Origin of the sequence: Pandoraea pnomenusa, from assembly GCF_040391475.1 — a bacterium.
Taxonomy (GTDB): Bacteria; Pseudomonadota; Gammaproteobacteria; order Burkholderiales; family Burkholderiaceae; genus Pandoraea; species Pandoraea pnomenusa_C.
Window position 1 is genome coordinate 41,461 of the sequence record NZ_JBEBXS010000020.1, and the last position, 24,242, is coordinate 65,702.

Genomic DNA, 24,242 nt, shown 5'->3' on the forward strand with positions numbered 1-24,242 from the left:
GGCTATACTGCGTTCGGGTTCCCGTCTTTGGAGTCACGTCATGGGCATCATCGGCACTATCGTCGTCGGTCTGATCGTTGGCCTCATTGCACGCGCCCTGCATCCCGGGCGGGACAGCATGGGCATCATCATGACCATCATCCTCGGCATTGCGGGCGCGCTGCTCGCCCGATATGTCGGGCAGTTCCTCCATATCTACACCGAAGGGCAGGCGGCCGGCTGGATCGCCTCGATCATCGGTGCCATCGTCCTGCTGGTGATCTACGGCGCCATCAAGCGCAGCCGTACCGCCTGACGTCGCGCGCACTTTTTCGGGACGTCCGGTGCGACGATAGGCCGCATCGGACGTTCGGAAATCGGGACGCCGCGTCGACGCCATACGCGTAATCCCGCATTCGGCTATGCTTGTCGGCATCGCCTGGCCCAAGTCGTCTTGATGACGTGTGCGGCATATTGCCGCTGCGTTCGATCCCCGTCTTCCGCCGTTCGGCGTGACGGCTGCGCCTGACAGGGGCGCGACGTCGCTCCTCGCAAGTTGTTTCGCCCGATCCCCCAAAATCAAAAATCACATGTCTGCGACACGCAACTCCGTGCGGCCGTTCATCGTGGCGTCCGTCATGGCGGCCACGTCCATGGTCGCCATCGAGGCCACGATCATCTCGACGGCAATGCCGCAAATCGTCGCCCAGCTCGGCGGCCTGAATCTTTATAGCTGGGTCTTTTCCGCGTTTCTGCTCGCGCAGACGGCCATGACCGTAGTGTTCGGCAAGCTGGCCGATCTCTACGGACGCAAGCCGGTCATTCTCGTGGGCATCGCGGTTTTCCTGATCGCCTCGATCGGGGGCGGGCTGGCGTGGTCGATGCCCGCCATGATCGCCTTCCGGCTGCTGCAGGGCGTAGGCGCCGCCTGTATCCAGCCGGTCAGCCTGACGATCATCGCCGACTACTACCCGATCAGCGAGCGCGGCAAGGTGCAGGGCTATCTGGCGAGCGTGTGGGCCATTTCGGCCGTGCTCGGCCCGATGCTCGGCGGCATCATCATTCGCGACCTGTCGTGGGCATGGATCTTCTGGATCAACATTCCGATCGGGTTGCTGGCGGCGCTGGGCTTCATCGTCCACCTGCATGAAGAGGCCCCGCGCCAGCGCCCGAGCATCGACGTGCTGGGCGCGGCGTTCTTCACCGTGGCCGTGGCGGCCCTCATGATCGCGCTCACCGACGCCAATGCCCTCACCGATACCCACGTCTGGGCCGGTGTGCTCGTGTCTGCGGTGGCCTCGCTGCTGTTCGTCTGGCAGGAGCGCCGCGCGAAGGACCCGATGATCTCGTTCGCGCTGTGGAGCCGCCGTCCGATCGCGGCGGCCAATGCGGCCACGCTGCTGTCGGGCATGGTGCTCATGGGGCTGACCACGTTCCTGCCGATGTACGCGCAGGGGGTGCTGCGCCAGACGCCGGTCGTCGCAGGCATGGCGCTGACCATGATCATGGTCGGCTGGCCCATCGGTTCGACGGTGGCCGCCAAGACATTTACGCGCTACGGACTGCGCCGCATTCTCGTGGGGGGCAGTCTGCTCATGCCGGTCGGCGGCATCGTCTTTGCATTGCTGGGGCCCAGCAGCTCGCCGCTGCTCGCCGGCTTCGGCTCGTTGCTGATGGGCTTCTCGATGGGCACCGGCAGCGTGAGTGCGCTCGTGCTGATTCAGGAACTGGTCGATCCGTCGCAGCGCGGCAGTGCCACGGCGTCGAATATCTTTTCGCGCAATCTCGGCAGCACGCTGGGCGCGACGCTCTTCGGCGCCGTGCTCAACTTCGGCCTGACGCATTCGAGCGGACTGGGGCCGGTGACGTCGGACCAATTGCGTCACGTGCTGGAGGACCGCGGCGTGGCGACGCTGGCCGATCAGGCGATTCGCGCCGTGCTGCAACACTCGCTGCACCTGACATTCCTGTCGATCCTCGCTATTTCCATCGGCGTGGTGCTGCTGTTCCTGCTCGTGCCGACGAACGCCGTCGACCGTTCGCGTGACGGCCGGCGCGAGAAGCCGGAGTTCGTGCCCGGCGGGCATTGATCGGCGCGCCCGTTGACGCCTTTCGAGCGCGACATGGCAAAACAAAACAGCCGGTGGGACACCTCACCGGCTGTTTTGTTTGCGACGGGCTTTCATCGCCCGGACGACTGGCGGACAGCTGTCCGCCGTTTCATCAACGCGACGCCTCGGGCACCAGATGCAGGCGCGACTCCGTCGCCGCTTCGACGGCCGCACGCGAGTACGGCAGCTTGAAGTACTCGCCGTCGAGCCATTTCTGCGCCAGATCGCGATAGTGCGGGCTGTCGGGGTTACCCGATTCGCCCGGCAGATTCATCGCGCGCGTGTTGTCCCAGTTGCCCACATCGACCACGATCCGGAACGACGGGCCGTTGGTCTGGCGGAAGTCGCTTACGCGATACGTCGACTGGTTCGGCGTGAAGGGGCTGCCGCCCTTGGGCAGCGGGCCGACGTTGAGCTTTGCGCGCATGTCGGCGTCGACGGCGTCGGCCAGCGGGTGTGCGTTCAGGTTGGTCTGGAGCTTGCCCCATTGCCAGGCCCCCGGATCGGCGCCCTGGAGCTTGACCATCTCATCCCATGCCTCGCCCAGGCTCGAGAGCAGCACCGTGTCGCGTTTGGCACCGGCGTTCTCGCCGAAGCGGGCCGCAGGTTGTTCGAGCGCGTCGAGCATGGCGGCCGGATCGGGTGCGCCGAAGCTTGCGGCAGCGTCCTTCGACAGGACGGCGTTCTTGTACGCGCGTCCCAGGTGACGGCTGAACCAGACTTCCTCGAGCGCCGCTTGAGCCGAGTCTGCGCCCATGTGGGCGTCCCATCCCTTGAGCAGCTTCAGTGCTGCGGCCGTGTTCGCGTCGTCGCTGGAGAGCGGTGCGAGCAGTGCCATCAGACGTCGCGCCGGAATCGACACGATGTCGTTCTGCAAACGCTCCGAATCTTCGAGCGAGACCTTGTCCTTGGCCTTGAGCACTTCGTCGATGCGCGCGTGCCGCGAACCGTTGGTCCACTCGAAGCCGAGTTTGCGTTCGGCATACGGGTACCCCGCCGGCATGTTCATTTCGTTGGACGTGGTGAAGTAGCCGGTCGACGGGTTGTATGCCGACGGCAACTGATCGCGACGCCAGAATCCGGCCCACTCATAGCGGCCGTCGCCGGGCACGGACATGAGGCCGTCCCAGTTCGGGCGGATCGGCGCCATGCCGCTCGGCACCCAGCCGATGTTGCCCGCCGTGTCGGCGTAGACCTGATTGACGGTCGGCGCGCCCCAGGTGTCGAGCGCGGTCTGGAACTGCGCGTAGGTCTTCGCGCGCATGTAGCGCATGGCGTCGAAGTACGGCGACATGCCGGGCTCGAGCCATGCCGTGCGCACCGCATAGGCGCGATGCTTCGCGTCGTCAACATAGATCACCGGACCGTGCTTCGTGAACTTGAGGTCGGTCTGTACCGGTGCCCCGTCGCGCACGTCGATGGTCTCGTGAACGGTGCGCATCGGCACCCATTTGCCGCGATAGCGGTACTGGTCGTGATTGGCGGGGTTCAGCTCGTAGACGTAGAGGTCTTCCTGATCGATGTTGAAGATCGTGAGGCCGAAGGCGATCGTGCCGTTATGACCGATGGCCACGCCGGGGATCGCCGGTTCGCCCGCGCCGATCAGGTTGAGCGTGGGCGTGCTCACTTGCACGATGTAGCGCAGGCTCGGGGCGGCGTAGGCGCGGTGCGGGTCGTTCGCCATGATGGCGCGGCCCGTGGCCGACTTCTGCGGCGAGATCACCCAGTTATTGCTGCCTTCGGCCGACTCGGTCGACACGTCGTAGGGGCCGTTCTCCGCGAGCTGCACGACATCGGCGTCGGCGCGTTGCAGCGAATCGCGCGTGATCTTCACACCCTGCGTGGCGAGATCGAAGACCTTCAGGAGATCTTCCGGCAGGCACGGATCGAGGCCGTCGGGCATTTGCGGCTTCCACGCCGGTTGCAGGCCGACGCGCACGCTGTCGGCGTCGAGCGATGCCTTGCACACCACGCGCGCGCGGGCGACTTCACTCTTCAGGTTGCGCGTGAGGCCGTGGCTGCGAATGCGCACGATGTCTTCGGCCGACCACTTCGCGGGCCAGTAACCGACCTTGCGGAATTCGTACGGCATTTGATCGGGATGCGCGGCGAGCCAGTCGATGAAGGCATTCACCCCGGCGGCGAACGCCTCGGCAGCGGGGTGTGCGTCGGGGCCGTAGCGGCGCCACTCGGTGGCCATGTCGCCACGGTAGACGAAGCGGCGTGCGGCGTCGTCCTGCGCGACGTAGGCGCGTCCGAACACTTCGGATAGCTGCCCGAGCCCGCGACGGCGCCAGAGGTCGATCTGGAACAACCGGTCGCGCGCGGCGTTGAAGCCCTGCACGAAGAATCCGTCGCGCTCGTTCGCCGCGAAGATGTGCGGTACGCCGTTGTGGTCGATCAGAATGTCGGCCGGTTGCGAGAGACCGGCGACGGTGAGCGTCTGCGACGGCGGGGCCGCCGTCTCGGCGGCATGCAGTGACGCGCTCCACGTCGTGACGGCAAAGGCCAGGACACTCGCGGCGTGGATGGCATTGGGGCGTTGCATTGTCTTCCTCCTGTCGTTGTAGCGGGTCTTGTTGTTGCGGAGTACCACGCAATCCTAGACGCATCACGCAGGCATGCAAGCCCTATTCCGGGGTGCGGAAGAAATTTCTTAACATCTTCGCAAAGCGGCTCGCGACGAGGTGCAGGCAGTCGCGAAATCGCGTGCAGGCACACGGATGTCGGTATCGTCAGATAAACCGGAAATGACGTGTCGGAGATTGCCGCTCACCCCGCGCAAAGGCGATGGCAACGGGCGTCGTCACCGCATGATGAACCGATGGGTGCGCGACGCGAGCGACCGGCCGGAGGCGTGCGAACGCAGCGCCTTTCGCGGCGTTGCCGGTCTGACGTCGCTGGCATGCAGCGGCGCGCGCGCCGGCAAGTGGCTGACCTTGACACTCGATTGATAGCGTCGACGCACGAGATACAGCGGACGTCCCTTGGCTTCGTAATAGATCCGGCCGACGTATTCGCCGATCACACCAATGCCGACCAACTGGATGCCACCGAGGAACAGGATGCCGACGAGCAGCGACGCATAGCCGGGCACGTCGACACCGTGGATGATCGTGCGCAGTGTGATGTAGCTGCCGTAGGCGAGTGAGAGGAAGGCCAGCGAGACGCCGATGTATGTCCAGCACCGCAGCGGCACGGTACTGAAACTGGTAATGCCTTCGAGCGCGAAATTCCACAGCCGCCAGCCGGAGAATTTCGATTCGCCGGCGGCGCGCGGATCGCGCACGTATTCCACGACTTCGGTAGGGAATCCGACCCACGCGAACAGGCCCTTCATGAAGCGGCGGCGCTCGGGCAGACGGCGCAAGGCCGTCACCACACGCCGGTCCATCAACCGGAAATCGCCGACGTTCTCCGGCAGTTTCACTTCCGACAGACGGTTGTGCACGCGGTAATACAAACCTGCGGCCACGCGTTTGGCGAAGCTGTCGCTCGCGCGATTCGTGCGTTTGGCGAGCACCACTTCCGCACCGTTGCGCCAGCGCTCGATCATCACGGGAATGAGCGCGGGCGGGTCCTGCAGATCCGCGTCGATGGGAATGACGGCCTCGCCCCGGGCTTCGTCGATACCGGCGCTCAATGCGGCTTCCTTCCCGAAGTTGCGCGTGAAGTCGATGATGCGAATGCGTGCGTCGGCCCGGCGTAGCGCGAGCAGTGTGCTCAGGGTGTCGTCGGTGCTGCCGTCGTTCACGAAGACAATCTCGAAGCGCGCGTCGGGCACGGTGTCGAGGGCCTGTGTCAGCGTGCGATGGAACCGGGCAAGCGCCGGGGCTTCGTTGTGGCAAGGGACCACGAGCGAAATCAGCGACGTGCGTAGCGTGGACGGCAGCGGGGGGCGATCGGTGGCATCGGCGGCGCGGGGCATGGCGATTACCTCATGAACGCAGGCGTGATGGCGGACGCACCGGCGCGGCGGCGCAGCGCGACGACGGTGTCGGGCGAGGGCGGACCGTTAGGCGCGTCCGGCGCGTCCGGCACTTGCGCAAGACGGCGCCGACGCCGCCACAGCATGGCGAGCGTGATCAGCGGGACGAACGGCATGAACTGGAAACCGATGTGCAGCACGCCGAGCAGGCCGAACGACGGCGAGAGCCACACCACCACGAGCCACTCGCGCTCGCCGCGCAGCCAGCCGCGCGCCATGCCGTCGCGCACATACCAGGCGACGACGAGCGCCAGCACGGCGAGATCGTAGTCGTAGAGGTACGGGCTGACGAGCACCGTCGCGCACATGAGCATGGCCGCGCGCAAGGCAAAGGCTGTCGCACGCCGCCAGAAGTCGATCATCAATGCCACGGCACCCAGCGCGATCGCGCCATGCGCGATCGTGGCCACGGTGAGCGAGGCGCCGAGCATGCGGGTCATGACGAAGACGGTAGGCACGCGCGAGAGTTGCGCCGTGCCGTCGACGATGCTCTGGCGTGCGAACGTCGTGGCGTGAAGGAACGTCGGGTAGACCTCGAGGCCGAAGACGGCGGCGGCCAGCAATGTGGTCGCGATGACCGTCACGATGCAGGCGGCCAGTGCGCGCCATGCGCGGGCGCAGAGGAAGGCGAGCGGAAAGAGCACTGCGATGTGCGGTTTGACGAAGAGCAGGCCGGCGATCACACCCGCCAGCACCGGACGTTTGCGCAGCAAGGCCAGCGAAAAACCGGCGAGGGCGGTGGTGTAGAGCGCGATCTGTCCCGCCACGATCACGAGCAGCACGCCCGGGAAACCCACGATGGCCAGACGCGCATCGCGCCACGGGGCGGTGCGGCGCAGCGCGGTGTAGTAAAGGGCGAAGCCGACGAGCGCGTAGGCCGCGTAGGCGTATGAGAACGGCAGCAGGGCGATGGGCGCGAGCAGCAGCATCATGATCGGCGGGTACAGCCACGGCATGACGCCGCCCATCTGCTTCGCCCACGGCTCGGCTGCCAGTTGCGCGCGGTTCATGACTTCGATGTTGTAGGCGTCGAGCGCGTGGCCCTGGAGGACGAAATGCGACGCGCCCCAGAACGGCAGGAAGTCGAGGCCGATGGGGCCGATATTCGGTGGGGTGACGAGATAGCGGTGATGGAGCCACACGCCGATCAGGGCGAGCGCGACGAATACCGCCGTGCCGCTGTAGAGGCGGATGCGGGCACGATCGTCGGTCCAATGCCGACGCTCGCGCGATGCCAATTCCACAACGGCCGACGACTTCGATGCCATGCAAGAACCTCCCTGGCTGCATGAAACGACGTTGCTCGACTACGGTGACTGCGATGGATGCGGCGTGATGCGACGTGATGTGTGCGACGTCTTGTCGTTGCGGCGATTGTCGCGGGACGCGAGTGCGCATCTCAAGCCGGGCATTCCCGGAATGGCGCATGGCAAGGAGATGTGCCCGTCTGGCAGGCCGCGCATTGTGTTGAACGTCGAACGTTCTTGTCCGTCTTGTTTGCGGCGCGACCGATGCCTTCCATATTAGACGAGTCGGTCTGCGAAAAGATCAAATCGCGCGAGGGACGGACGCGTTTGCATTGATTCGGGCGACGGCTGTGGCAAACCGGCGTTTGAAAGGAAAACTCGAGTCTCAGCGCGGCGCGGTGTGCCCTGCGTCGCCTCGCGCGGATGGAGTGGCCGCTTGATTCGTGCGCGGCTGGATCGGTGACTGCGCGGTGGATCTGCGAAATACGAAATGCGAAATCGTGCTCAGAACATCGCGGCGAAGCCGATGCCATGCCACCAGAGTGCGGTGAGCGGCACGACCGTGACGAGCGAGAACAGCGCGGTGGCGACACAGAATTTCGTGGCGTCGCGAATGCCGATGCCGGCCAGCGCCATCGCAAGGATCAGAGGCGGCGCCTGATAAGGCAGTGCGATCGTGGATATGCCGACGGCCTGCGTGAGCAGAATTGCCTTCACGGCCAGTGGCGCACCGGCGGCGAGCATGGGGATCATCGGCGTGTAGAGCGCGGGGGCGGCGTTCGACGTGACGAGAAACGTCAGGGCAATCGACAGCGCGACGAGGACCAGATAGGCCGTCAGGGTCGGCATCTGAGCGAGATCGAGCCGGGCCAGCGCGGGCTGCAACACGTTGGCCAGTCCGGCGTGATCGACGGCCGCCGTCAATCCGATGATCGCGGCCACGAACCACAGCGGTGCGAGCTTGACCTGCTTGAGGAAGGCGTCCGGATTCACCAGGCGCAGTGGGCCGAGGCAGGCAAGCGCCACGCCGAGCCCGACCCAGCCTGCCGCCACGTGATGCCACGGCTCCGTCAACCAGAGACCGAGCATCGCAGCCAGCGCCGCGAGCAGACGCCATTCGCTCGAATGCAGGGACGTGCTGATCGGCGGCGAGACGGCATTGTCGGCGTTCGCGAGAGCGGCGGGACTGAGTTGATCGGGAAAGAGACGCATCGCGACAACGACCAGCACGACGCCGCGCACGAGCGCGAGCGTCGGCACGAGGGCGATGGCGTATTCACCGTAACCGAGCCGTAGACCGAGCACGGTTTCGGCGGTACCGGCCATGACGAGATTGGGCAGGTTGGCGGGCAGGATCGCGGTCGAGAGTTCGCAACTGGCAAGGGCGGTGGCGAGCAGCAGACCGGTGCGTCCCGGGCGACCCGGTGCGAGGCCGACACGGTCGCAAAAGCTCAAGACGATCGGTGTGAGGATGGCGATGCGTCCGAGCGTCGACGGCATGGCGATGCCGAGCAGAAAGGCGATGGCGACGAAGCCGGCGAGGGCGGCACCGTAGGCGTGGCCGCAATGTTCGGCCAGCCGAGAGGCGACCCGTTCGCCCAGTCCGGTCACGTTGAGCGCCATGCCGATGACGGCCCCGCTGAAGACGAGCCAGAATGCGCTGGAGGTGAAGCCCGAGAACACGACGTTCGCACCGAGCGACGTGCCGGTTGCCAGCAGGAACATCAACAGCAGCGAGACAAGGAAGTCCGGCAGCCATCCGGTCGCCCAGTAGCTCAGGCAGAGCGACACGATGACGGCCACTGCGAGCACATTGCCATGCAACCCGATGGCGGACAGCGCGAATGCGGCGATGGCTGCGAGGCTGCCGAGCAAGGCATGCCGCCAGAGATGGCGAGGCGCGAATGCGTCGGCGGACGCGGCATTGGGCGGCGCTGTCTCGCGGGCAGATGGGGGAGCAGAAGGGCGGGCGGAAGATGCGGCGAGTGGTGCGTCGGCTGCCACGGCGACGCCGACATGCGACGCCGTGGGACGGGAAGCTGCGGATGGGGGGCGGGTCATGGGCGTCGCCTGTCGTTAAATAATATATAATTTATCGTGATTGTATATAGTTAACCGAGAGGGATGGGCGATGCCTCAGGAATCGGGCACGGGAACGGCGGTCGAGCGGGCGTACGAGGCGCTGCGCGAGCAGATCGGTCGCGGCGAGTTGCGGCCGGGCGAGGCGTTGCGTCAGGACCATCTGGCGGCGGCGCTGGGCGTGAGTCATGTGCCGGTGCGGGAGGCGTTGACGATGCTGGCGGCCGACGGTCTGGCGACAAGCCGGGTCAATCGCGGCACGGTAGTGACGGCGCTGACGGAGGGCGATGCCCTGGAGTTGGCGGACTTCCGGGCGGTCCTGGAGGGACGGCTGATGGCGCTCGCGATGCCGAACCTGTCTCGCGCGGATATCGCACGCGCGTCGGCGGCGCTCGACGCGCTGGAGGCGGCGACCGAACTCGCGGACATCGTGGCACGCAATGCGGCGTTTCACGCGATGCTGTACGCGAAGGCGGAGCGTCCGTACTTTCAGCAACAAGTGGCAACGGCGCGGCTGAATCTCGGCCGCTATCTGTTCCTGTCGTGGCAGACGGCGGGCAACGCGGAACGCTCACATGCCGATCACCGCGAGTTGCTGCGCTTGTGTCAGGCGGGTGACGACGCGGGGGCCGTCGCGCTGGTGGAGGCCCACAACCGCCAGACCGGCGAGCGGATCGCGCGGATCATTCGGGAAGGGTGGGACGGGTGAGGGCATCCGGCGTGGTGGTCGAGGCGGCGACGACGGCAGACTTGCCGACGCTGGCGCACATCTACTATGAAGTGCGCATCGCGACGATGACGTGGCTCCCGGCGTCGGCATTCGCGGAAAGCGATTTCGCGGCCCATTCTGCGGGGGAGGAAATGCGCGTCGCGAAATCTCGTGACGGCGACATCCTCGGTTTCATCTCGGTCTGGTCCGCCGACGGTTTCATCCATATGCTCTATGTGAAGCCGGGCGCGCAAGGTCAAGGTGTGGGCACGCGGTTGTTAGAAGCACTGCCTGATTGGCCCACACACAGCTACCGTCTCAAATGCCTGGTCAGGAATCTGCGCGCCAGGGCCTTTTACGAACGTCATGGCTTTTGCGTGACGGGGCATGGCGTGTCGGACGAAGGCGAGTTCGTTGAAATGGCGGTGAAATAGTTATCGCTGCACACACGTCTCCGGCTCCCCAAAACAAAACACCCCGGCACGATGACCGGGGTGTTGGCTTGTCTGGCGACTGCCGATGCCGAACGTCGATATCAGACGTTGAACAGGAAGTTCATCACATCGCCGTCGTGCACGACGTATTCCTTGCCTTCGGCGCGCATCTTGCCGGCTTCCTTCGCGCCTTGTTCGCCCTTGTACTGGATGTAGTCATCGAACGCGATGGTTTGCGCGCGGATGAAGCCACGCTCGAAGTCCGTGTGAATCACGCCGGCGGCCTGCGGGGCCGTGTCGCCCACGTGGATCGTCCAGGCGCGCACTTCCTTCACACCTGCCGTGAAGTAAGTCTGCAGACCCAGCAGCTTGAAGCCGGCGCGGATCACGCGATCCAGGCCCGGTTCTTCCATGCCCATGTCGGCCAGGAATTCCGCTTTGTCGGCGTCTTCCATGTCGGCGATTTCCGCTTCGATGGCCGCGCACACGGCGACCACCGGTGCGTTTTCGCCTTCGGCGTACTTGCGCACGGCGTCCAGATGGGGGTTGTTCTTGAAGCCGTCGTCCTTCACGTTGGCGACATACATCGTCGGCTTGGCCGTGATGAGGCAGAACGGCTTGATCAGCGCCAGTTCGTCTTCCGAGAGCTTGAGCGAGCGCACCGGACGTGCCTCGTTGAGCACTGGCACGACCTTCTCGAGCACTGCCACGAGCTTCGCCGCTTCCTTGTCGTTACCCGACCTGGCTGCCTTCGTGTAACGCTGCAGCGCTTTCTCGACGGTGCCCAGATCGGCCAGCGCCAGTTCGGTGTTGATGACTTCGATGTCCGAAATCGGATTCACCTTGCCCGCGACGTGAATGACGTTTTCGTCTTCGAAGCAGCGCACCACGTGCGTGATGGCGTCGGTTTCGCGGATGTTCGCGAGGAACTGGTTGCCCAGCCCTTCACCCTTCGAGGCGCCTGCGACCAGGCCGGCGATGTCCACGAACTCCACCGTTGCCGGCAGAATGCGCTCCGGCTTGACGATCTCGGCCAGCTTGGCCAGACGCGGATCCGGCACTTCCACCACGCCGACGTTCGGCTCGATGGTGCAGAACGGATAGTTCTCGGCAGCGATGCCGGCTTTGGTCAGCGCGTTGAAAAGGGTCGATTTGCCGACGTTGGGCAAGCCGACGATGCCGCATTTGAGGCTCATGCTAAATCCTGTGTATCCGAAGCGGCGTCGATTGCGCCGGCGATGGTGCCTGTGAACGCGCCGTCATTGCGTCGCGGAAAGTCCGCTATTGTACCCGTTCTGCCGTCATCGCCGCCCACTTCGGCTGGCCGGCGCCGTCAGCTCAACTGTTTGGCCGAGAACGTGTCGCACTTGCGCACATCGCCGTATTGCAGGCCCTGACGCAGCCAGTAGACGCGCTGCGCACTCGTGCCGTGCGTGAACGATTCCGGCACCACGCGGCCCTGCGACTGCTGCTGCAAACGATCGTCGCCGATCGCGGCCGCCGTCTTCAGGCCCTGCTCGATGTCGCCCGGCTCCAGCAACTGGTCGTTGGCCTTGGCCGCATTGTTCGCCCAGACCCCGGCAAAGCAGTCGGCCTGCAACTCCAGCCGCACCGACAGGGCGTTCGCCTGCGCTTCGCTCATGCGGCCGCGCAATTCGTCGAACTTCCCGGAGATACCCAGCAGATTCTGGACGTGATGGCCGACCTCATGAGCGATCACGTAAGCCTGCGCGAAGTCGCCGCCTGCACCGAAGCGCTGCCGCAGTTCGTCGTAGAAGGCCAGATCGATGTAGACCTTGCTGTCGCCCGGGCAGTAGAACGGGCCCATCGCCGTCTGCCCGGTGCCGCACGCGGTCGGGGTTGCGCCACTGAACAGCACGAGCTTCGGCGCCACATATTGACGGTTCAACTGCTGCGGGAAGACGGTTGTCCACGTGCGCTCGATGTTGCCGAGCACCTTGCGCGTGAAGACGGTCTGCGGGTCGTTGGCCGGGGCGGCATTCGGGTTCGACTGGGGCTGCGACTGCGTCTGCCCCTGGATCATCTGCGAGCCCTGAATGATGACGCGCGGGTCGATGCCGAAGAAGTAGGACGCGGCCAGCGCCACGACGATCGTGCCGATGCCGATGGTGGCGCGTCCGCCAAAGCCGCCGCCCCGCCGATCTTCGACGTTCTGGCTTTCGGATTCGTTGTCGAGGCGCATGGCAGGAGTCCCTTTCGATATTCACTATGCGCGCCAGTATAGCGCCGGGATTCGACATGCGACGCTGTGTCCCAGCCGTGCCGGGGCGCCGGGCCATCGCTGCCGCACAAGGCGTGCGACAATACGCCATCTCGTTTTCTGAACCAGCCGGCTCGCGCGATTCATGCGCTGGCGCTGCATTCGCCGCATGTCCCAAACGCACACTTCCAGCCAAACGCACGACGTGGTCGTCGTCGGTGGCGGTCTGGTCGGCAAGGCCGCCGCCTTGCTGCTCTCGCAGGCACGCCTGTCCGTCGCACTGCTCGCCCAGCCGGCCGCCGCAGCGCCCGCCCCGGGCGACATGTGGGACGCCCGCATCTACTCGCTGTCGTCTAGCTCGCAAGCGCTGTTCGAGCGCATGCGTGTCTGGCAGGCGGTCGATCCCGCGCGCGTGAATCCCGTCTACGACATGGAAGTCTTCGGCGACGAACGCGGTAGTCTGCACTTTTCCGCGTATCAGGCCGCCGTGCCGCAACTCGCCTGGATCGCCGAATCGTCGAATCTGGAACGCGCGCTCGATGCCGCCCTGCGTTTCTCCCCGCAGGTGCAATGGCTCGATGCCCGCGCCGATGCGCTTGAAGTCGACGCCGACGCCGCATCCGTGCGCCTGTCGGATGGCAAGACGCTGCGCGCCGCGCTCGTGGTCGGTGCCGATGGCGCCCATTCGTGGGTGCGCCGCACCGCGGGTCTCGACGGCTCCGTGCGTCCCTACGAGCAACTCGGCGTGGTGTGCAACTTCCGCGCGGAACGTCCGCATCGCGATACGGCGTTCCAATGGTTCCACGACGGCGAGATCATCGCGTTGCTGCCGTTGCCCGACCAACATGTCTCGCTGGTCTGGTCGGCCGCCGACGATCACGCGAATCACCTGCTTGCGCTCGATCCCAAAGCGCTCGCCGAACGCATCGAGACGTATTCTCACAGTGAACTCGGCCGCCTGACGCCGGTCTCAGTGCGCGCTCAGGGCTTCCCGTTGGTGCTTTCGCAGGCGAAGCGGCTGATTGCGCCGCGCGTCGCATTGATCGGGGATGCGGCCCACGTGGTGCATCCGCTTGCGGGGCAAGGCATGAATCTCGGGCTGCGCGACGTGGCGGCGCTCGGCGACGCGCTCGCAGGGCGCGAGTCGTTCCGCGATTGCGGCGACGCCGCCGTGCTGCGCCGTTACGAGCGCGCGCGCAAGGAAGACATCGGCAGCATGGCGTTCACGACCGATGGCCTGCACAAGCTGTTCTCGACGAGCAGCCCGCTCGCGAAGTTCGTGCGCAATGCCGGTCTCGACAGCGTGAACATGCTGCCGTTCGTGAAGAAATTCCTGATCGGCCGCGCCCTGGGCTGACCCATCCGACCCATCCGATCCATCGGGCGCACGTTTCGGCCTTCGCCGCACGCGCTCTCGCTCGACACACTTCTGGAGATTTTCGATGTTGCAACGTACTCGCGCCGCGGCGCTCGCAGCGTTCGGTCTGACGGCAGTCTGCGCCGCAACTTTCACGACGTCCGCGCTGGCGCAAGGCAAGGCCGACGCGACGCTCGATCGTGTGAAGTCCGCCGTGCAAAAGACGCTCGGCGCCGACGCGCCGATCAAGTCGGTGGCGCGCACGCCGATCCCGGGGCTCTACGAAGTGTCCATCGGCGGTGAGATCCTCTATGCCGACGAGAAGGCGCAATACGTGATCCTCGGCGGGAACCTCGTCGATACCAAAACGCGTCAGAACCTGACCGAAGCGCGCCAATCGGAACTCAACAAGATCGACTTCTCCAAGCTGCCGCTCGACCGTGCCTTCAAGTACGTGAAGGGCAACGGCAGCCGCAAGATCGCCGTGTTCTCCGATCCGAACTGCCCATACTGCAAGCGCTTCGAAGAGACGCTGAAGTCGTCGAAGATCGACAACGTCACTGTCTACACCTTCCTGTATCCGGTGCTCGGACCGAACTCGGACACCAAGTCGAAGGCGATCTGGTGCGCGCCGGACCCGCTCAAGGCCTGGCATGACTGGATGCTCGACAAGAAGGAGCCGCCCGCACCGAACGCCAAGTGCGACGACGGCGCCGTCAAGCAGAACGTTGTGCTGGGTCACCAGCTCAACATCACCGGCACCCCCACGATCATCCTGACCGACGGCCGTCGTCTGCCGGGCGCCGTGCCTGCCGAAGAACTGGAAAAGGCGCTCTCCACGGTCAAGTGACCCTCCGACCCGCGCGCGACCTGCGTCCGGGCGCGCTCATCCGCGCCCGGCATTCCCCCCGACAACAAGAAGCCGCTACGTCATGAAAGCTCTGTCCGCTGCTCCCGCCATTCGGTACGCGATCGTTCCGAAATCTCCCGCCGCTCACCTGTTCGAAGTGACCGTCACGGTCTCGAACCCTGCCCCCGAAGGTCAGCGCTTCACGCTGCCGGCCTGGATTCCCGGCAGCTACATGGTGCGCGAGTTCGCCCGCAACATCGTGACCATCGGCGCGACATGCCGTGGCCGCAAGGTCGCGTTCGACAAGCTCGACAAGCACACGTGGCAGGCTGCGCCGTGCAAGGGAACGCTGATCGTGACGTACGAGGTGTACGCATGGGATCTGTCGGTGCGCGCCGCGCATCTCGACGACACCCACGGCTTCTTCAACGGCACGAGCGTGTTCCTGAAGGTGGAAGGGCAGGCGCACGCGCCGTGCGAAGTGGATGTGCTGCGTCCGCGTGGTGCTGCGTTCAAGGCGTGGCGCGTCGCCACCGCGCTGGAACCGGCCGAAGGCACGGCGGCGCTCGACTTCGGGCGCTATCTGGCCGTCGACTACGACGAGCTGATCGACTCGCCGGTCGAAATGGGTACGTTCGTTCACGGCACGTTCAAGGCGTGCGGCGTAACGCATGAGGTCGCGATCACCGGGCCGGTGCCGAACCTCGACCTCGATCGTCTGCTGCGCGACATGAAGAAGATCTGCGAGTCGCAGATCCGCCTGTTCGAGCCGGGCGCCAGTTCGCGCTCGCGGGTGCCGATGTCGCGCTACGTCTTCCTGCTCATGACGGTGGGCGATGGCTACGGCGGTCTGGAGCACCGCGCGTCGACCGCGTTGCTGGCGAGCCGCAACGACCTGCCCGTGCAGGGCCAGGCGCGCATGAGCGACGCGTATCGCGGCTTCCTCGGCCTCGTGAGTCACGAATACTTCCACACGTGGAACGTCAAGCGGATCAAGCCGGCCGTGTTCGCGCCGTACACGCTGGATCAGGAAAGCTACACGCGCTTGCTGTGGCTGTTCGAAGGCTTCACGTCGTACTACGACGATCTGATGCTCGTGCGCAGCGGCGTGATCGAATCGTCGGCGTACTACGAACTGGTCGCCAAGACGGTGGCGAACGTCATGCGCGGCAGCGGTCGACTCAAGCAGACCGTGGCCGAGAGTTCGTTCGACGCGTGGACCAAGTATTACCGTCAGGATGAGAACGCGCCGAATGCTATCGTGAGCTACTACACGAAGGGTTCGCTTGTGGCGCTGGCCCTCGACCTGACGATCCGCTCGCAGACCCGCGGCCAGAAGTCGCTCGACGATGTCATGCGTGCGCTTTGGCAACGGTATGGCCGCGACTTCTATCGCGGCACGCCTGTCGGCATCGACGAAGACGCCGTACAGCCCTTGTTCGAAGAAGTCTCGGGACTCGATCTGTCGGCGTTCTTCGCCACGGCGATCAACGGTACGCGCGATCTGCCGCTGGCGTCGTTGCTGGCGCGCGTCGGCTTGACGCTCGAACCGGTCAAGCCGGAAAACGGACGTCCGGCGCTGGGCGCGAAGACGGCGAAGCGCGGCGGCGATCTGACGCTGTCGCAGGTGCTCGACGGCGGTGCGGCACAGGCGGCCGGACTGTCGGCGGGCGATGTGCTCGTCGCCATCGACGGCCTGCGCGTGACGTCAGGCAATCTCGACAAGTTGCTTGAACGCTATCGCGCGGGAGATCGTGTGAGCGTGCACGCGTTCCGTCGCGACGAACTGCGCGAGACGGCGCTGACGCTCGACGCCCCGGAAATCTCGCAATACCGCATTGCCGAGACACGCGACCGCGCTGCTGCGTTGCGTCGCGGGAAGTGGCTGTCGGCCTGACGCGCTAATGCGCTGACGTCAGGCGCCTATCGGACTATTGGACTATCGGACCCGGCACCGCCGGGTCCCGATTCTCCTCGGGGCAAGTCCGGGCGACCGCGAGCATGTGCTCGATGAACGCCTGGGTCTTGCGCGGCAGGAAGCGCCTCGACGGCGTGACCAGATTCACCGGGCTCTCGGGCAGCGACCAATCCGGCAGCACTTTCACGAGCCGTCCGGTGCGCAGGGCATCTTCGGCCAGAATGTCCGTGAGCGCCGCGATACCGCTGCCCGCGAGTGCCATCTCCTTGACCATCCCCATGCTGTTGACCTGAATCGCGCCCTGCATCGTGATGTCCACGCGCTGGCGTCCCTTGTGCAGCGTGTCCGACGTGAACAGGCGCCGCGAGCCCTGCAGGATCACGAAGCGGTGGCCTTCCAGTTCGTCGGGCGTCGCCGGCAGGCCGGTCGCGCTCAGATACAGCGGACTCGCATACAGGCTGCGCGTCAGCATGAGTAACGGACGTGCCACGAGCGTGGAATCGGAGAGCTGTCCTGCGCGAATGGCGACATCGACGCGCTCGGCAATCAGGTCGACCTGCCGCGAGCTCAGGTCGACGTCGACCGTGATCTCCGGATAAGCCGCGCAGAAGGTGGCCAACGGTACGGCCAGCCATTGCGTGGCGAAGTCGGCGGGCGCGGTAATGCGCAGACGTCCGCGGGGCTTGCTCGACAGTTGCGAGGCGAAGTCCCGCGTCTCTTCCACCTCTTCGAGAATCGGCAGACAGCGCTCGTAATACGCTTCGCCGACTTCCGTCAGTTCGAGTCGTCGCGTAGTCTTGTGCAGCAGCTTGGTGCCCAGTCGCGTTTCGAGTCGCGACAGCCGGCGACTCACCGTCGCCTTCGGCAGGTCGAGCCGTTCGCCCGCGCGCGTAATACTGCCCGAGCGCACGACCTCCGCGAAGATCAGCATGTCATTCAGATCGTCAATCATCGCGCGCGCTCCTCGGTGACGCGTTCATTCGGCAGGGGAGTCAGGCTCCCAAAGCAGGGCGGAAAAGGGTCTTGGCCATTGTTCCAAAAAGGGAACAAACAATTCGATTTTACCGGCTTGTTTCATTTTTGTGGGTAACTAGAATTCATCCCAAGCCGACGCGCAACGCAAGGCAACCCAGAGATGGGGTCGCAGCGCGAACGGATTTTCGAACACCCCAGGCTCAGGAGCCGAGAAATGACCACCATTCTGCAAATCAATTCCGCTGCCCGCTCGCAAGGCGCCAACTCGACCACGCTCGCCAACGAATCGGTGTCGCAACTGGTTGCCAAGAACCCGGGCGCCAAGGTTGTCGTGCGCGACCTGCTGAACGACGGCGTGCCCCACCTCGACGAAGCCGTGATCGGTGCGTTCTTCACGCCGGAAGACCAGCGCTCGGCCGAACAGAAGGCCATCATCGCGCGCAGCGACGAGCTGATCGCCGAAATTCAGGCAGCCGACTATGTCGTGTTCGGCGTGCCGCTGTACAACTTCCAGGTGCCGACGCAGCTCAAGGCCTACTTCGACTGGATCGCCCGTGCCCGCGTGACCTTCCGTTACCGTGAAGACGGCAGCGTGGAAGGCCTGATCCAGGGCAAGAAAGTGATCGTGGCGTTTGCGCGCGGCGGCAACTACAAGGACACGCCGGCTGACAGCCAGACGCCGTACCTCAAGACGATTCTCGGCTTCCTCGGCATGACGGACGTGACGTTCATCTTCGCCGAAGGTCTGGCACGCGGCCCGGAATCGGCCGCCGCCGGCTTCAAGGACGCTCGCGACGCCATCGCCGCGCTGTAATCGTTCCAAGACGTCTCTCGCACGCGCAGGCGCCCCCCAAATGGCCCATCCGACGCCCCTGCATCCGCGTCTGACCAGGCGCCCGGCCGCCCATGCCGGTGCGCGGGCCATGCCGCGCGTGCTTCCCGTCTCCCGCCCCGGCCGCTGTGCCGCGGCCGCGGGGGCGGGTGTTTTCGATCAGGTCGACGAGACGGACCCGTTTCTGTCGATCGACATCTTTCGCCGTCAAGGCGCTTGCATACCGCCGCATCCGCACGCCGGATGTGTGGTGGCCACCTACCTGTTTCCGGAATCGACGACCACGCTGCGCAGCCGTCACGCGCATGGCGGCGATGACGGGGTGCGCCCGGGCGATTTGCTGTGGCTCGAAACGAACTGCGGCACCGTGCACGAAGACGCCCCCGCCAATGCCTGCGAAATCGCGCGCGGCGTGCGGGTGGTCGTCAACCGTGCCGGACGTCATGCCCACGGTGCGCCCTCGCAGACGGTGGTTCGCTCGGAAGACATGCCGCGTTGGCAAGACGGCGACGTCGATTGGACGTTGATCTGCGGTCAGTGGGGCGAGCGCGTTGTGGCGCGCGCCGAAGGCGAACGAACGACGCTGCTGCAACTCGATTGGCGCGGCGATGCACTGAGCACGCTCGAAATCCCGTGCGACGGACGTCGCTGGATCGCGCTGATGGCGCAGGGCGACGCGGCGCTTGCCGGACACGCGCTGCGCGCGCAGAGCGGTGGCGCACAGGCGCTGCTGCTGACGCCCGGCACCTGGCAACTGGCCGGAAGCACCGGAGCGCGAATGATGCTCGCGGGCGGCGAACCGCTTGGCGAGCCCGTGGTGTATCGCGGCAACTTCGCCGCGAGCGACGAGAGCGATCTCGTGGCGCTCACGCGGCGCTATCAACAAGGTTCGATGGGCACGCTTGCGCCTGTCGCCGAAACGAACGAATAAGCACGAACCGTCCTGAATGAAAAAGGGGGATCCGGCATGTTGTCCGGATCCCCCTTTTTGTCGTGCTTCCCGATGACGGGAAGCGCGCTACGTCATCATCACTGATGGAAGTTCAGCGTCATCATGATGGTGCGACCCGGCGCCCACGTGGCGTAGATCGGGTAGGCGCTCGAGTAATACTTCTTGTCGAAGATGTTCTGCACGTTCAGTTGCAGATCGACCGTGCGCGAGACGCGATACGTGGCCATGGCGTCGAAACGCGCGTAGCCCGGCGTCCACTTGCGCACGCTCGGCGAGACCGACGCGTACGTCAGGCTCGAGAGCGTCATGCCCGCACCCACGGTGACCTTCGGCATCACTTCGTAGTCGGTCCACAGCGTGAAATTGTGCTTGGGCACCATCACCATCGGCAGGCCCGAGGCGCCCACGGCGGCGGCCGGACCGGCATCCGTCGTGATCGCGTCGAGGTACGAATAGCCGCCGAACACACGCCAGTGGTTCGTCAGGCTGCCCGCCCAACCGAGTTCGAAGCCGCGCACGCGCTGGCTGCCGGCGTTGATCGTGCCGCCGAGACCGTCGCTGACCTGCGCGTTGGTCTTGTCGGTCTGGAACAGAGCGGCGGTCAGCGACAGGCGCTGTTCGATGACGTCCCACTTCGCGCCGACTTCGATGTTGCGGCTGCGCTCAGGCGAGAGGTTGCGGTTCGCTGCCGTGATCTGGTCCGTACCACCGCCCAGACCGCTGTTCGAGCCCGGCGGGTTGGCCGACGTGCCGTACGACGCATACAGGCTGAGCGTCGGCAGCAGCTTGTACACGACGCCGAGCTGGAAGCTGAACAGGTTCGACGTGTTGTTCAGATCCGGCGCACCGGCTTGCACGGCGCTCACGTCGAAGCGGTCGAAGCGCGCGCCGGCGTTGACGAGCCAGCGATCGGAGAGCTTCACGCTGTCGAACAGGTAGGCCGATGCCACGTTGGTGCGCGTGTTGGTCGCCGCACCCGGGAAGGACTTGTCGCCGTTGAGCTGGATGCTGCCGGTCCACGGGTTGCCCGGGTTCCAGTTGCCGATGGTCGTGCAGTTGAACGCCACCGTGCAGGGGCCGCCCGAACGGATGTTGTTGCCCGCGCTGTCAGTCACGAGATAGCCCTCGTAACGGCTTTGCTCGTTGCTGAACTCGACGCCGCCGGTGAGCGTGTGCTCGAAGCCGAACAGCGTGGTCTTGCCCGTGAGTTCGGTCTGGTTGGCGATGCTGTTCGTGGCGTACTTGCCGCTCTTCGCCTGCAACGAAATGATGTTCGAGTTGGCGGATTGGAACTGCGGGTTCGTAGCGATGTAGTCGAGCGTGGAACGGCCGACCATCGTCGTGTTCTTGATCTTCCACGTCTCGTTGATGCGGTGCTCGACCTTGATCTCGCCGCTGTCGGTCTGGCCGCGACGATAGTCACGGTCGTTCAGGCCGTAGAACTGGTTGCGCTTGAAGCCGCCGTCGGGCGTGCCGCCCGTCGAACGGAACGGCGCGCTGAAGTCCGGCATGTCGTACGAATTCAGGTGGTAGTAGCTCACCGTCACCGTGGTCGGGCTGTTCAGGCCGAAGGCCACCGACGGCGCCACGCCCCAGCGCTGGCTGTACACGTTGTTGCGCCCGGCCTGATTGGCGTCGTGGCCCATCACGTTCAGTCGCACGGCGGTCTGGTCGTTGATCTGGCGGTTCACGTCCATCGTCAGACGCTTGTAGGCGTCCGTGCCCAGACCGAGGCTCGCGTTGGTGAAGTCTTCCAGGCGCGGGGTCTTGGTCGTGATGTCGATGCTGCCGCCCACGGCGCCGCGTCCGGCGTAGACCGAGTCAGGGCCCTTGATGACGCTGATGTTCTCGATGGCGAACGTTTCACGGTTCTGCACGCCCGAGTCGCGCATGCCGTCGACGAAGATCGAGTTGCGCGATTCGAAGCCGCGCAGCACCGGACGGTCGGCCGACGGGTTCGCGGCGGCGTCGCCGCCGATGAACGTAATGCCCGGTACGGTCTTGAGCGCTTCGGCGAAGGTCGTGGCGTTCGTCTGCTTGATCAGTTCTTCCGGAATGACCGTGATCGAGCGCGGCGTATCGCGCAGCGGAGCGACGAACTTGTACGACGGCAGCGTTTTCGTCTGCATCGGCGACGACACGGCGCTGTCGGTGACCTGCGTGGTGGGCAGGGCGACGGCGCCGGGTGCGGCGGCGTTGGGCGCGTTGGTGGCATTGCCCCCGTTGGCCGTGGCATCCGGCGACGCGGCGGCGGGCGTCTGGGCGTAAGCGGGAAGGGTGGCGAAGCTGCCGGCGACGACAAGCGCGCAGGCGGTGACGAGCAGACGCTGACGCGCCTGGAAAGCGGTAGACATACGTGTGTTCCGGCAGTGGCGCTGCCGTCAGCCACTGCTCTGGCCGGACAACGCACGGTTATTGTTTTCGATAATGAGATTGATAAGAATTCTCATTACGGGCCGGAAGTTTAATATCTTTCACATCCTCATGTAAACGCTTAATCGCGAATGGAGTGTGGTAATTCCCGCGATGCGTGAACCGCTACTTGCAGTCGAGGTAAAAGTCGATTGAGAGACAGTTTTGTAAGTTGTGACGATCAAAAATCGAAAAATCTAAAAAAAGATCGTCATAACTTACATTTTTGTTGGTCGTTCACATCGATCGGGCGCTTGCGTTACTTTGTCCCGCATAGCACCAGAGAGCCTGTCCGCGCCGAAGTCGGGTTGTCGACGTTGTTGACATCCGGTGCGAGTGACGAATTGTTCGAGCACCTGGTCGGTCTGTATCTCACCTCCGGCATTTCCGGGTTCCAGCCGAAGGTGATGATGCCGGACGCCGACGCCTTACCGACAGATGCACGATCCCCTGTCGCCGAGAAATGCACGGCGGCAACACCTGATCTCATCGTGAAAGCTGCCGGGGAGGACTACGCCTATCTCGCGCAGAACGAATTCCTGTGTATGTCGGCGGCGCGCGAGGCCGGCATTACCGTGCCTGAGTTCTGGCTGTCGGATGACGGATCGCTGTTCGTCATGCGGCGTTTCGATCTCGCGGGAGACGAGCGGCGTCAGTTGGGTTTCGAGGACATGGCGGTCTTGCATGGACGGTCCGCCGAGCAGAAGTATGTCGGCTCGTACGAACGCATCGCTGCCATGATCGGCTATTTATGCGCGGAAAACCGGTCGGAGAGCCTGGCCCGGTACTTCGACTACCTTGTGCTTTCCCTCATGGTTCGCAACGGCGACGCCCATCTCAAGAACTTTGGTCTGATCTATGAGCACCCGGGTGGTCGTGCAGCCAAATTGGCACCGCTATTCGACGTCGTCACCACGAGCGTCTACTCGCATGTCGATCCGCAGTCGGGCAGGTCGCTCACGGACCGGACCCTGGCCCTCAAATTCGACAAGCGTCGGACTTACCCCGATCGGCGGGCCGTCATCGAATTCGGCCGCACGGTCTGCGGTGTGGCGCATCCCGAGCGTGTCATCGAGCGCATCGAGATCGCCATGCAGGCGACGCTGACCGCCCATGCGTCGAGAGTCGATCCCGCGTTTCTCGTCGCCATGCGCACCGAGTGGGAGCAAGGCAGCGCTGCCTTGCGTCCCGAGAAGCGTTTCGCGGTGAGCGTCTGATCACACGGGTACGCGCCAGTCGATGGGCGTTTTGCCGTGCTTTTCGAGGAAGGCGTTTGCGGCGCTGAAGTGGCCGCAACCGAGAAAGCCGCGATGTGCCGAGAGTGGCGAGGGGTGCGGCGCTTCGAGCAGCAGATGGCCATGCCCGGACAGCAGCGGGGCTTTCGCCTGAGCGTGGCTGCCCCAGAGCAGGAAGACGAGTGGCCCTTGCTTCGCCGCCAGTTCGGAGAGCAGCGTATCGGTGCAGGCTTGCCATCCGCCGGTCTTGAACGGCTTCGCGTGGCTGGCGGCGTTGCCCGCTTCGACGGTCAGCGTCGTGTTGAGCAACAGTACGCCCTGCTTCGCCCATGCGTCGAGATTGCCATGCGGCGCCGGGGCAATGCCCAGGTCGCGCTCGATTTCCTTGTACATGTTGCGAAGCGACGGCGGCACGCGTACGCCGCGCTGCACCGAAAACGCCATGCCGTGCGCCTGCGCGATGCCGTGATCGTCGCCGTGATACGGATCCTGCCCGAGGATCACGACCTTCACCGCCTCGGGCGACGTCATTCGCAGGGCGTGAAAAATGTCCGCCGGGTACACGGTTTTTCCCGCTGCGACTTCGGCGTCGACATAGCGGCACAGCGGCGCATACGCGTCGCTTTGCACGAACGGCGCAACCAGTGGCTTCCATTCGGCCGGCAGGGCCTCGAACTGATCTTCGACGCGTCCCGTGAGCGGGCCCGCGGCGTCGGGATTGGCTGCATCCGACGGTGCCGCCGCAACGGCGGGCTTCGCCGCTTTTGTGGGGGCGTTCCCTGACTTCGGCGGACGCCCTCGTCGGCGAGCCACAGGTTCGGTCTGTGTCTGTGTCGTGTCGGCGGTCGCGTCTTGCTGTGTGTCGGGGGCCGGTTCGTCGAAGAGCGAACGTTGCCGTTCGTCTGCCGAGGCGGAAGAGGTCGCGCGGGAACGTGATGCCATG

19 protein-coding genes are annotated in these 24,242 nt (G+C 64.9%); 10 read left to right on the forward strand and 9 right to left on the reverse strand.

Annotation, left to right across the window (positions count from 1 at the left end):
- Positions 1-40: 40 nt before the first annotated feature.
- Positions 41-295 carry a GlsB/YeaQ/YmgE family stress response membrane protein gene (locus ABWO90_RS19100; protein ID WP_353192801.1) on the forward strand — a complete coding sequence of 85 codons (255 nt, stop codon included), beginning with the start codon at positions 41-43 and terminating at the stop codon, positions 293-295.
- A 274-nt stretch (positions 296-569) separates the two neighbouring features.
- Positions 570-2,069 carry an MDR family MFS transporter gene (locus ABWO90_RS19105; protein WP_353192802.1) on the forward strand — a complete coding sequence of 500 codons (1,500 nt, stop codon included), beginning with the start codon at positions 570-572 and terminating at the stop codon, positions 2,067-2,069.
- Positions 2,070-2,202: 133 nt separating this feature from the next.
- Here the strand turns inward: ABWO90_RS19105 and ABWO90_RS19110 are convergent, their stop codons facing one another.
- The 4 genes from ABWO90_RS19110 to ABWO90_RS19125 all read right to left on the reverse strand — a co-directional run bounded on the left by ABWO90_RS19110 (position 2,203) and on the right by ABWO90_RS19125 (position 9,386).
- Entirely contained in the window at positions 2,203-4,638 is a 2,436-nt protein-coding gene (locus ABWO90_RS19110; RefSeq protein WP_353192803.1) for a penicillin acylase family protein, read from the reverse strand.
- 258 nt (positions 4,639-4,896) lie between these two features.
- Positions 4,897-5,982, reverse strand: coding sequence for a glycosyltransferase family 2 protein (locus ABWO90_RS19115; protein WP_502922663.1), 1,086 nt, complete (start codon positions 5,980-5,982; stop codon positions 4,897-4,899).
- Positions 5,983-6,023: 41 nt separating this feature from the next.
- The gene (locus ABWO90_RS19120) at positions 6,024-7,346 is read right to left on the reverse strand and encodes a glycosyltransferase family 87 protein (RefSeq protein WP_353192805.1); all 1,323 of its coding nucleotides are present in this window, start codon (positions 7,344-7,346) and stop codon (positions 6,024-6,026) included.
- A 483-nt stretch (positions 7,347-7,829) separates the two neighbouring features.
- Positions 7,830-9,386 carry an SLC13 family permease gene (locus tag ABWO90_RS19125; RefSeq protein ID WP_353192806.1) on the reverse strand — a complete coding sequence of 519 codons (1,557 nt, stop codon included), beginning with the start codon at positions 9,384-9,386 and terminating at the stop codon, positions 7,830-7,832.
- 70 nt (positions 9,387-9,456) lie between these two features.
- Between ABWO90_RS19125 and ABWO90_RS19130 the strand changes: the two genes are divergently transcribed.
- Complete coding sequence (locus ABWO90_RS19130; RefSeq protein WP_353192807.1) at positions 9,457-10,113, forward strand: GntR family transcriptional regulator; 657 nt, start codon at positions 9,457-9,459, stop codon at positions 10,111-10,113.
- 11 nt (positions 10,114-10,124) lie between these two features.
- Positions 10,125-10,547, forward strand: coding sequence for a GNAT family N-acetyltransferase (locus tag ABWO90_RS19135; RefSeq protein ID WP_353192808.1), 423 nt, complete (start codon positions 10,125-10,127; stop codon positions 10,545-10,547).
- A gap of 101 nt (positions 10,548-10,648) precedes the next feature.
- Here ABWO90_RS19135 and ychF read toward each other — a convergent pair whose 3' ends face one another.
- Together ychF and ypfJ are read right to left on the reverse strand one after the other, a co-directional pair.
- Complete coding sequence (gene ychF, locus ABWO90_RS19140) at positions 10,649-11,743, reverse strand: redox-regulated ATPase YchF (protein ID WP_353192809.1); 1,095 nt, start codon at positions 11,741-11,743, stop codon at positions 10,649-10,651.
- Positions 11,744-11,880: 137 nt separating this feature from the next.
- Positions 11,881-12,750: a KPN_02809 family neutral zinc metallopeptidase gene (gene ypfJ / locus ABWO90_RS19145; RefSeq protein WP_353192810.1), complete on the reverse strand. Its 870-nt coding sequence runs from the start codon at positions 12,748-12,750 to the stop codon at positions 11,881-11,883.
- Positions 12,751-12,937: 187 nt separating this feature from the next.
- Between ypfJ and ABWO90_RS19150 the strand changes: the two genes are divergently transcribed.
- The 3 genes from ABWO90_RS19150 to ABWO90_RS19160 all read left to right on the forward strand — a co-directional run bounded on the left by ABWO90_RS19150 (position 12,938) and on the right by ABWO90_RS19160 (position 16,872).
- A complete protein-coding gene (locus ABWO90_RS19150; RefSeq protein WP_353192811.1) occupies positions 12,938-14,125 on the forward strand; it encodes a UbiH/UbiF family hydroxylase in 1,188 nt (395 codons plus the stop codon).
- Between the two features lie 85 nt (positions 14,126-14,210).
- A complete protein-coding gene (locus ABWO90_RS19155; RefSeq protein ID WP_353192812.1) occupies positions 14,211-14,975 on the forward strand; it encodes a DsbC family protein in 765 nt (254 codons plus the stop codon).
- An 82-nt stretch (positions 14,976-15,057) separates the two neighbouring features.
- Entirely contained in the window at positions 15,058-16,872 is a 1,815-nt protein-coding gene (locus ABWO90_RS19160; protein WP_353192813.1) for a M61 family metallopeptidase, read from the forward strand.
- Positions 16,873-16,906: 34 nt separating this feature from the next.
- Here the strand turns inward: ABWO90_RS19160 and ABWO90_RS19165 are convergent, their stop codons facing one another.
- On the reverse strand, positions 16,907-17,845 hold the full coding sequence (locus ABWO90_RS19165) for a LysR family transcriptional regulator (RefSeq protein ID WP_353192814.1): 939 nt from the start codon (positions 17,843-17,845) through the stop codon (positions 16,907-16,909).
- Positions 17,846-18,082: 237 nt separating this feature from the next.
- Here ABWO90_RS19165 and ABWO90_RS19170 point away from each other — a divergent pair, with 237 nt between their 5' ends.
- Together ABWO90_RS19170 and ABWO90_RS19175 are read left to right on the forward strand one after the other, a co-directional pair.
- A complete protein-coding gene (locus ABWO90_RS19170; RefSeq protein WP_353192815.1) occupies positions 18,083-18,682 on the forward strand; it encodes an FMN-dependent NADH-azoreductase in 600 nt (199 codons plus the stop codon).
- A 40-nt stretch (positions 18,683-18,722) separates the two neighbouring features.
- Positions 18,723-19,631, forward strand: coding sequence for a pirin-like C-terminal cupin domain-containing protein (locus ABWO90_RS19175; RefSeq protein WP_353192816.1), 909 nt, complete (start codon positions 18,723-18,725; stop codon positions 19,629-19,631).
- A 98-nt stretch (positions 19,632-19,729) separates the two neighbouring features.
- Here ABWO90_RS19175 and ABWO90_RS19180 read toward each other — a convergent pair whose 3' ends face one another.
- Positions 19,730-22,006: a TonB-dependent receptor gene (locus ABWO90_RS19180; protein ID WP_353192817.1), complete on the reverse strand. Its 2,277-nt coding sequence runs from the start codon at positions 22,004-22,006 to the stop codon at positions 19,730-19,732.
- Between the two features lie 210 nt (positions 22,007-22,216).
- Here ABWO90_RS19180 and ABWO90_RS19185 point away from each other — a divergent pair, with 210 nt between their 5' ends.
- The gene (locus ABWO90_RS19185; protein ID WP_353192818.1) at positions 22,217-23,281 is read left to right on the forward strand and encodes a HipA domain-containing protein; all 1,065 of its coding nucleotides are present in this window, start codon (positions 22,217-22,219) and stop codon (positions 23,279-23,281) included.
- On the opposite strand, the gene ABWO90_RS19190 is transcribed toward ABWO90_RS19185, so the two are convergent.
- Entirely contained in the window at positions 23,282-24,241 is a 960-nt protein-coding gene (locus ABWO90_RS19190; protein ID WP_353192819.1) for a uracil-DNA glycosylase, read from the reverse strand.
- Position 24,242: the final 1 nt, after the last annotated feature.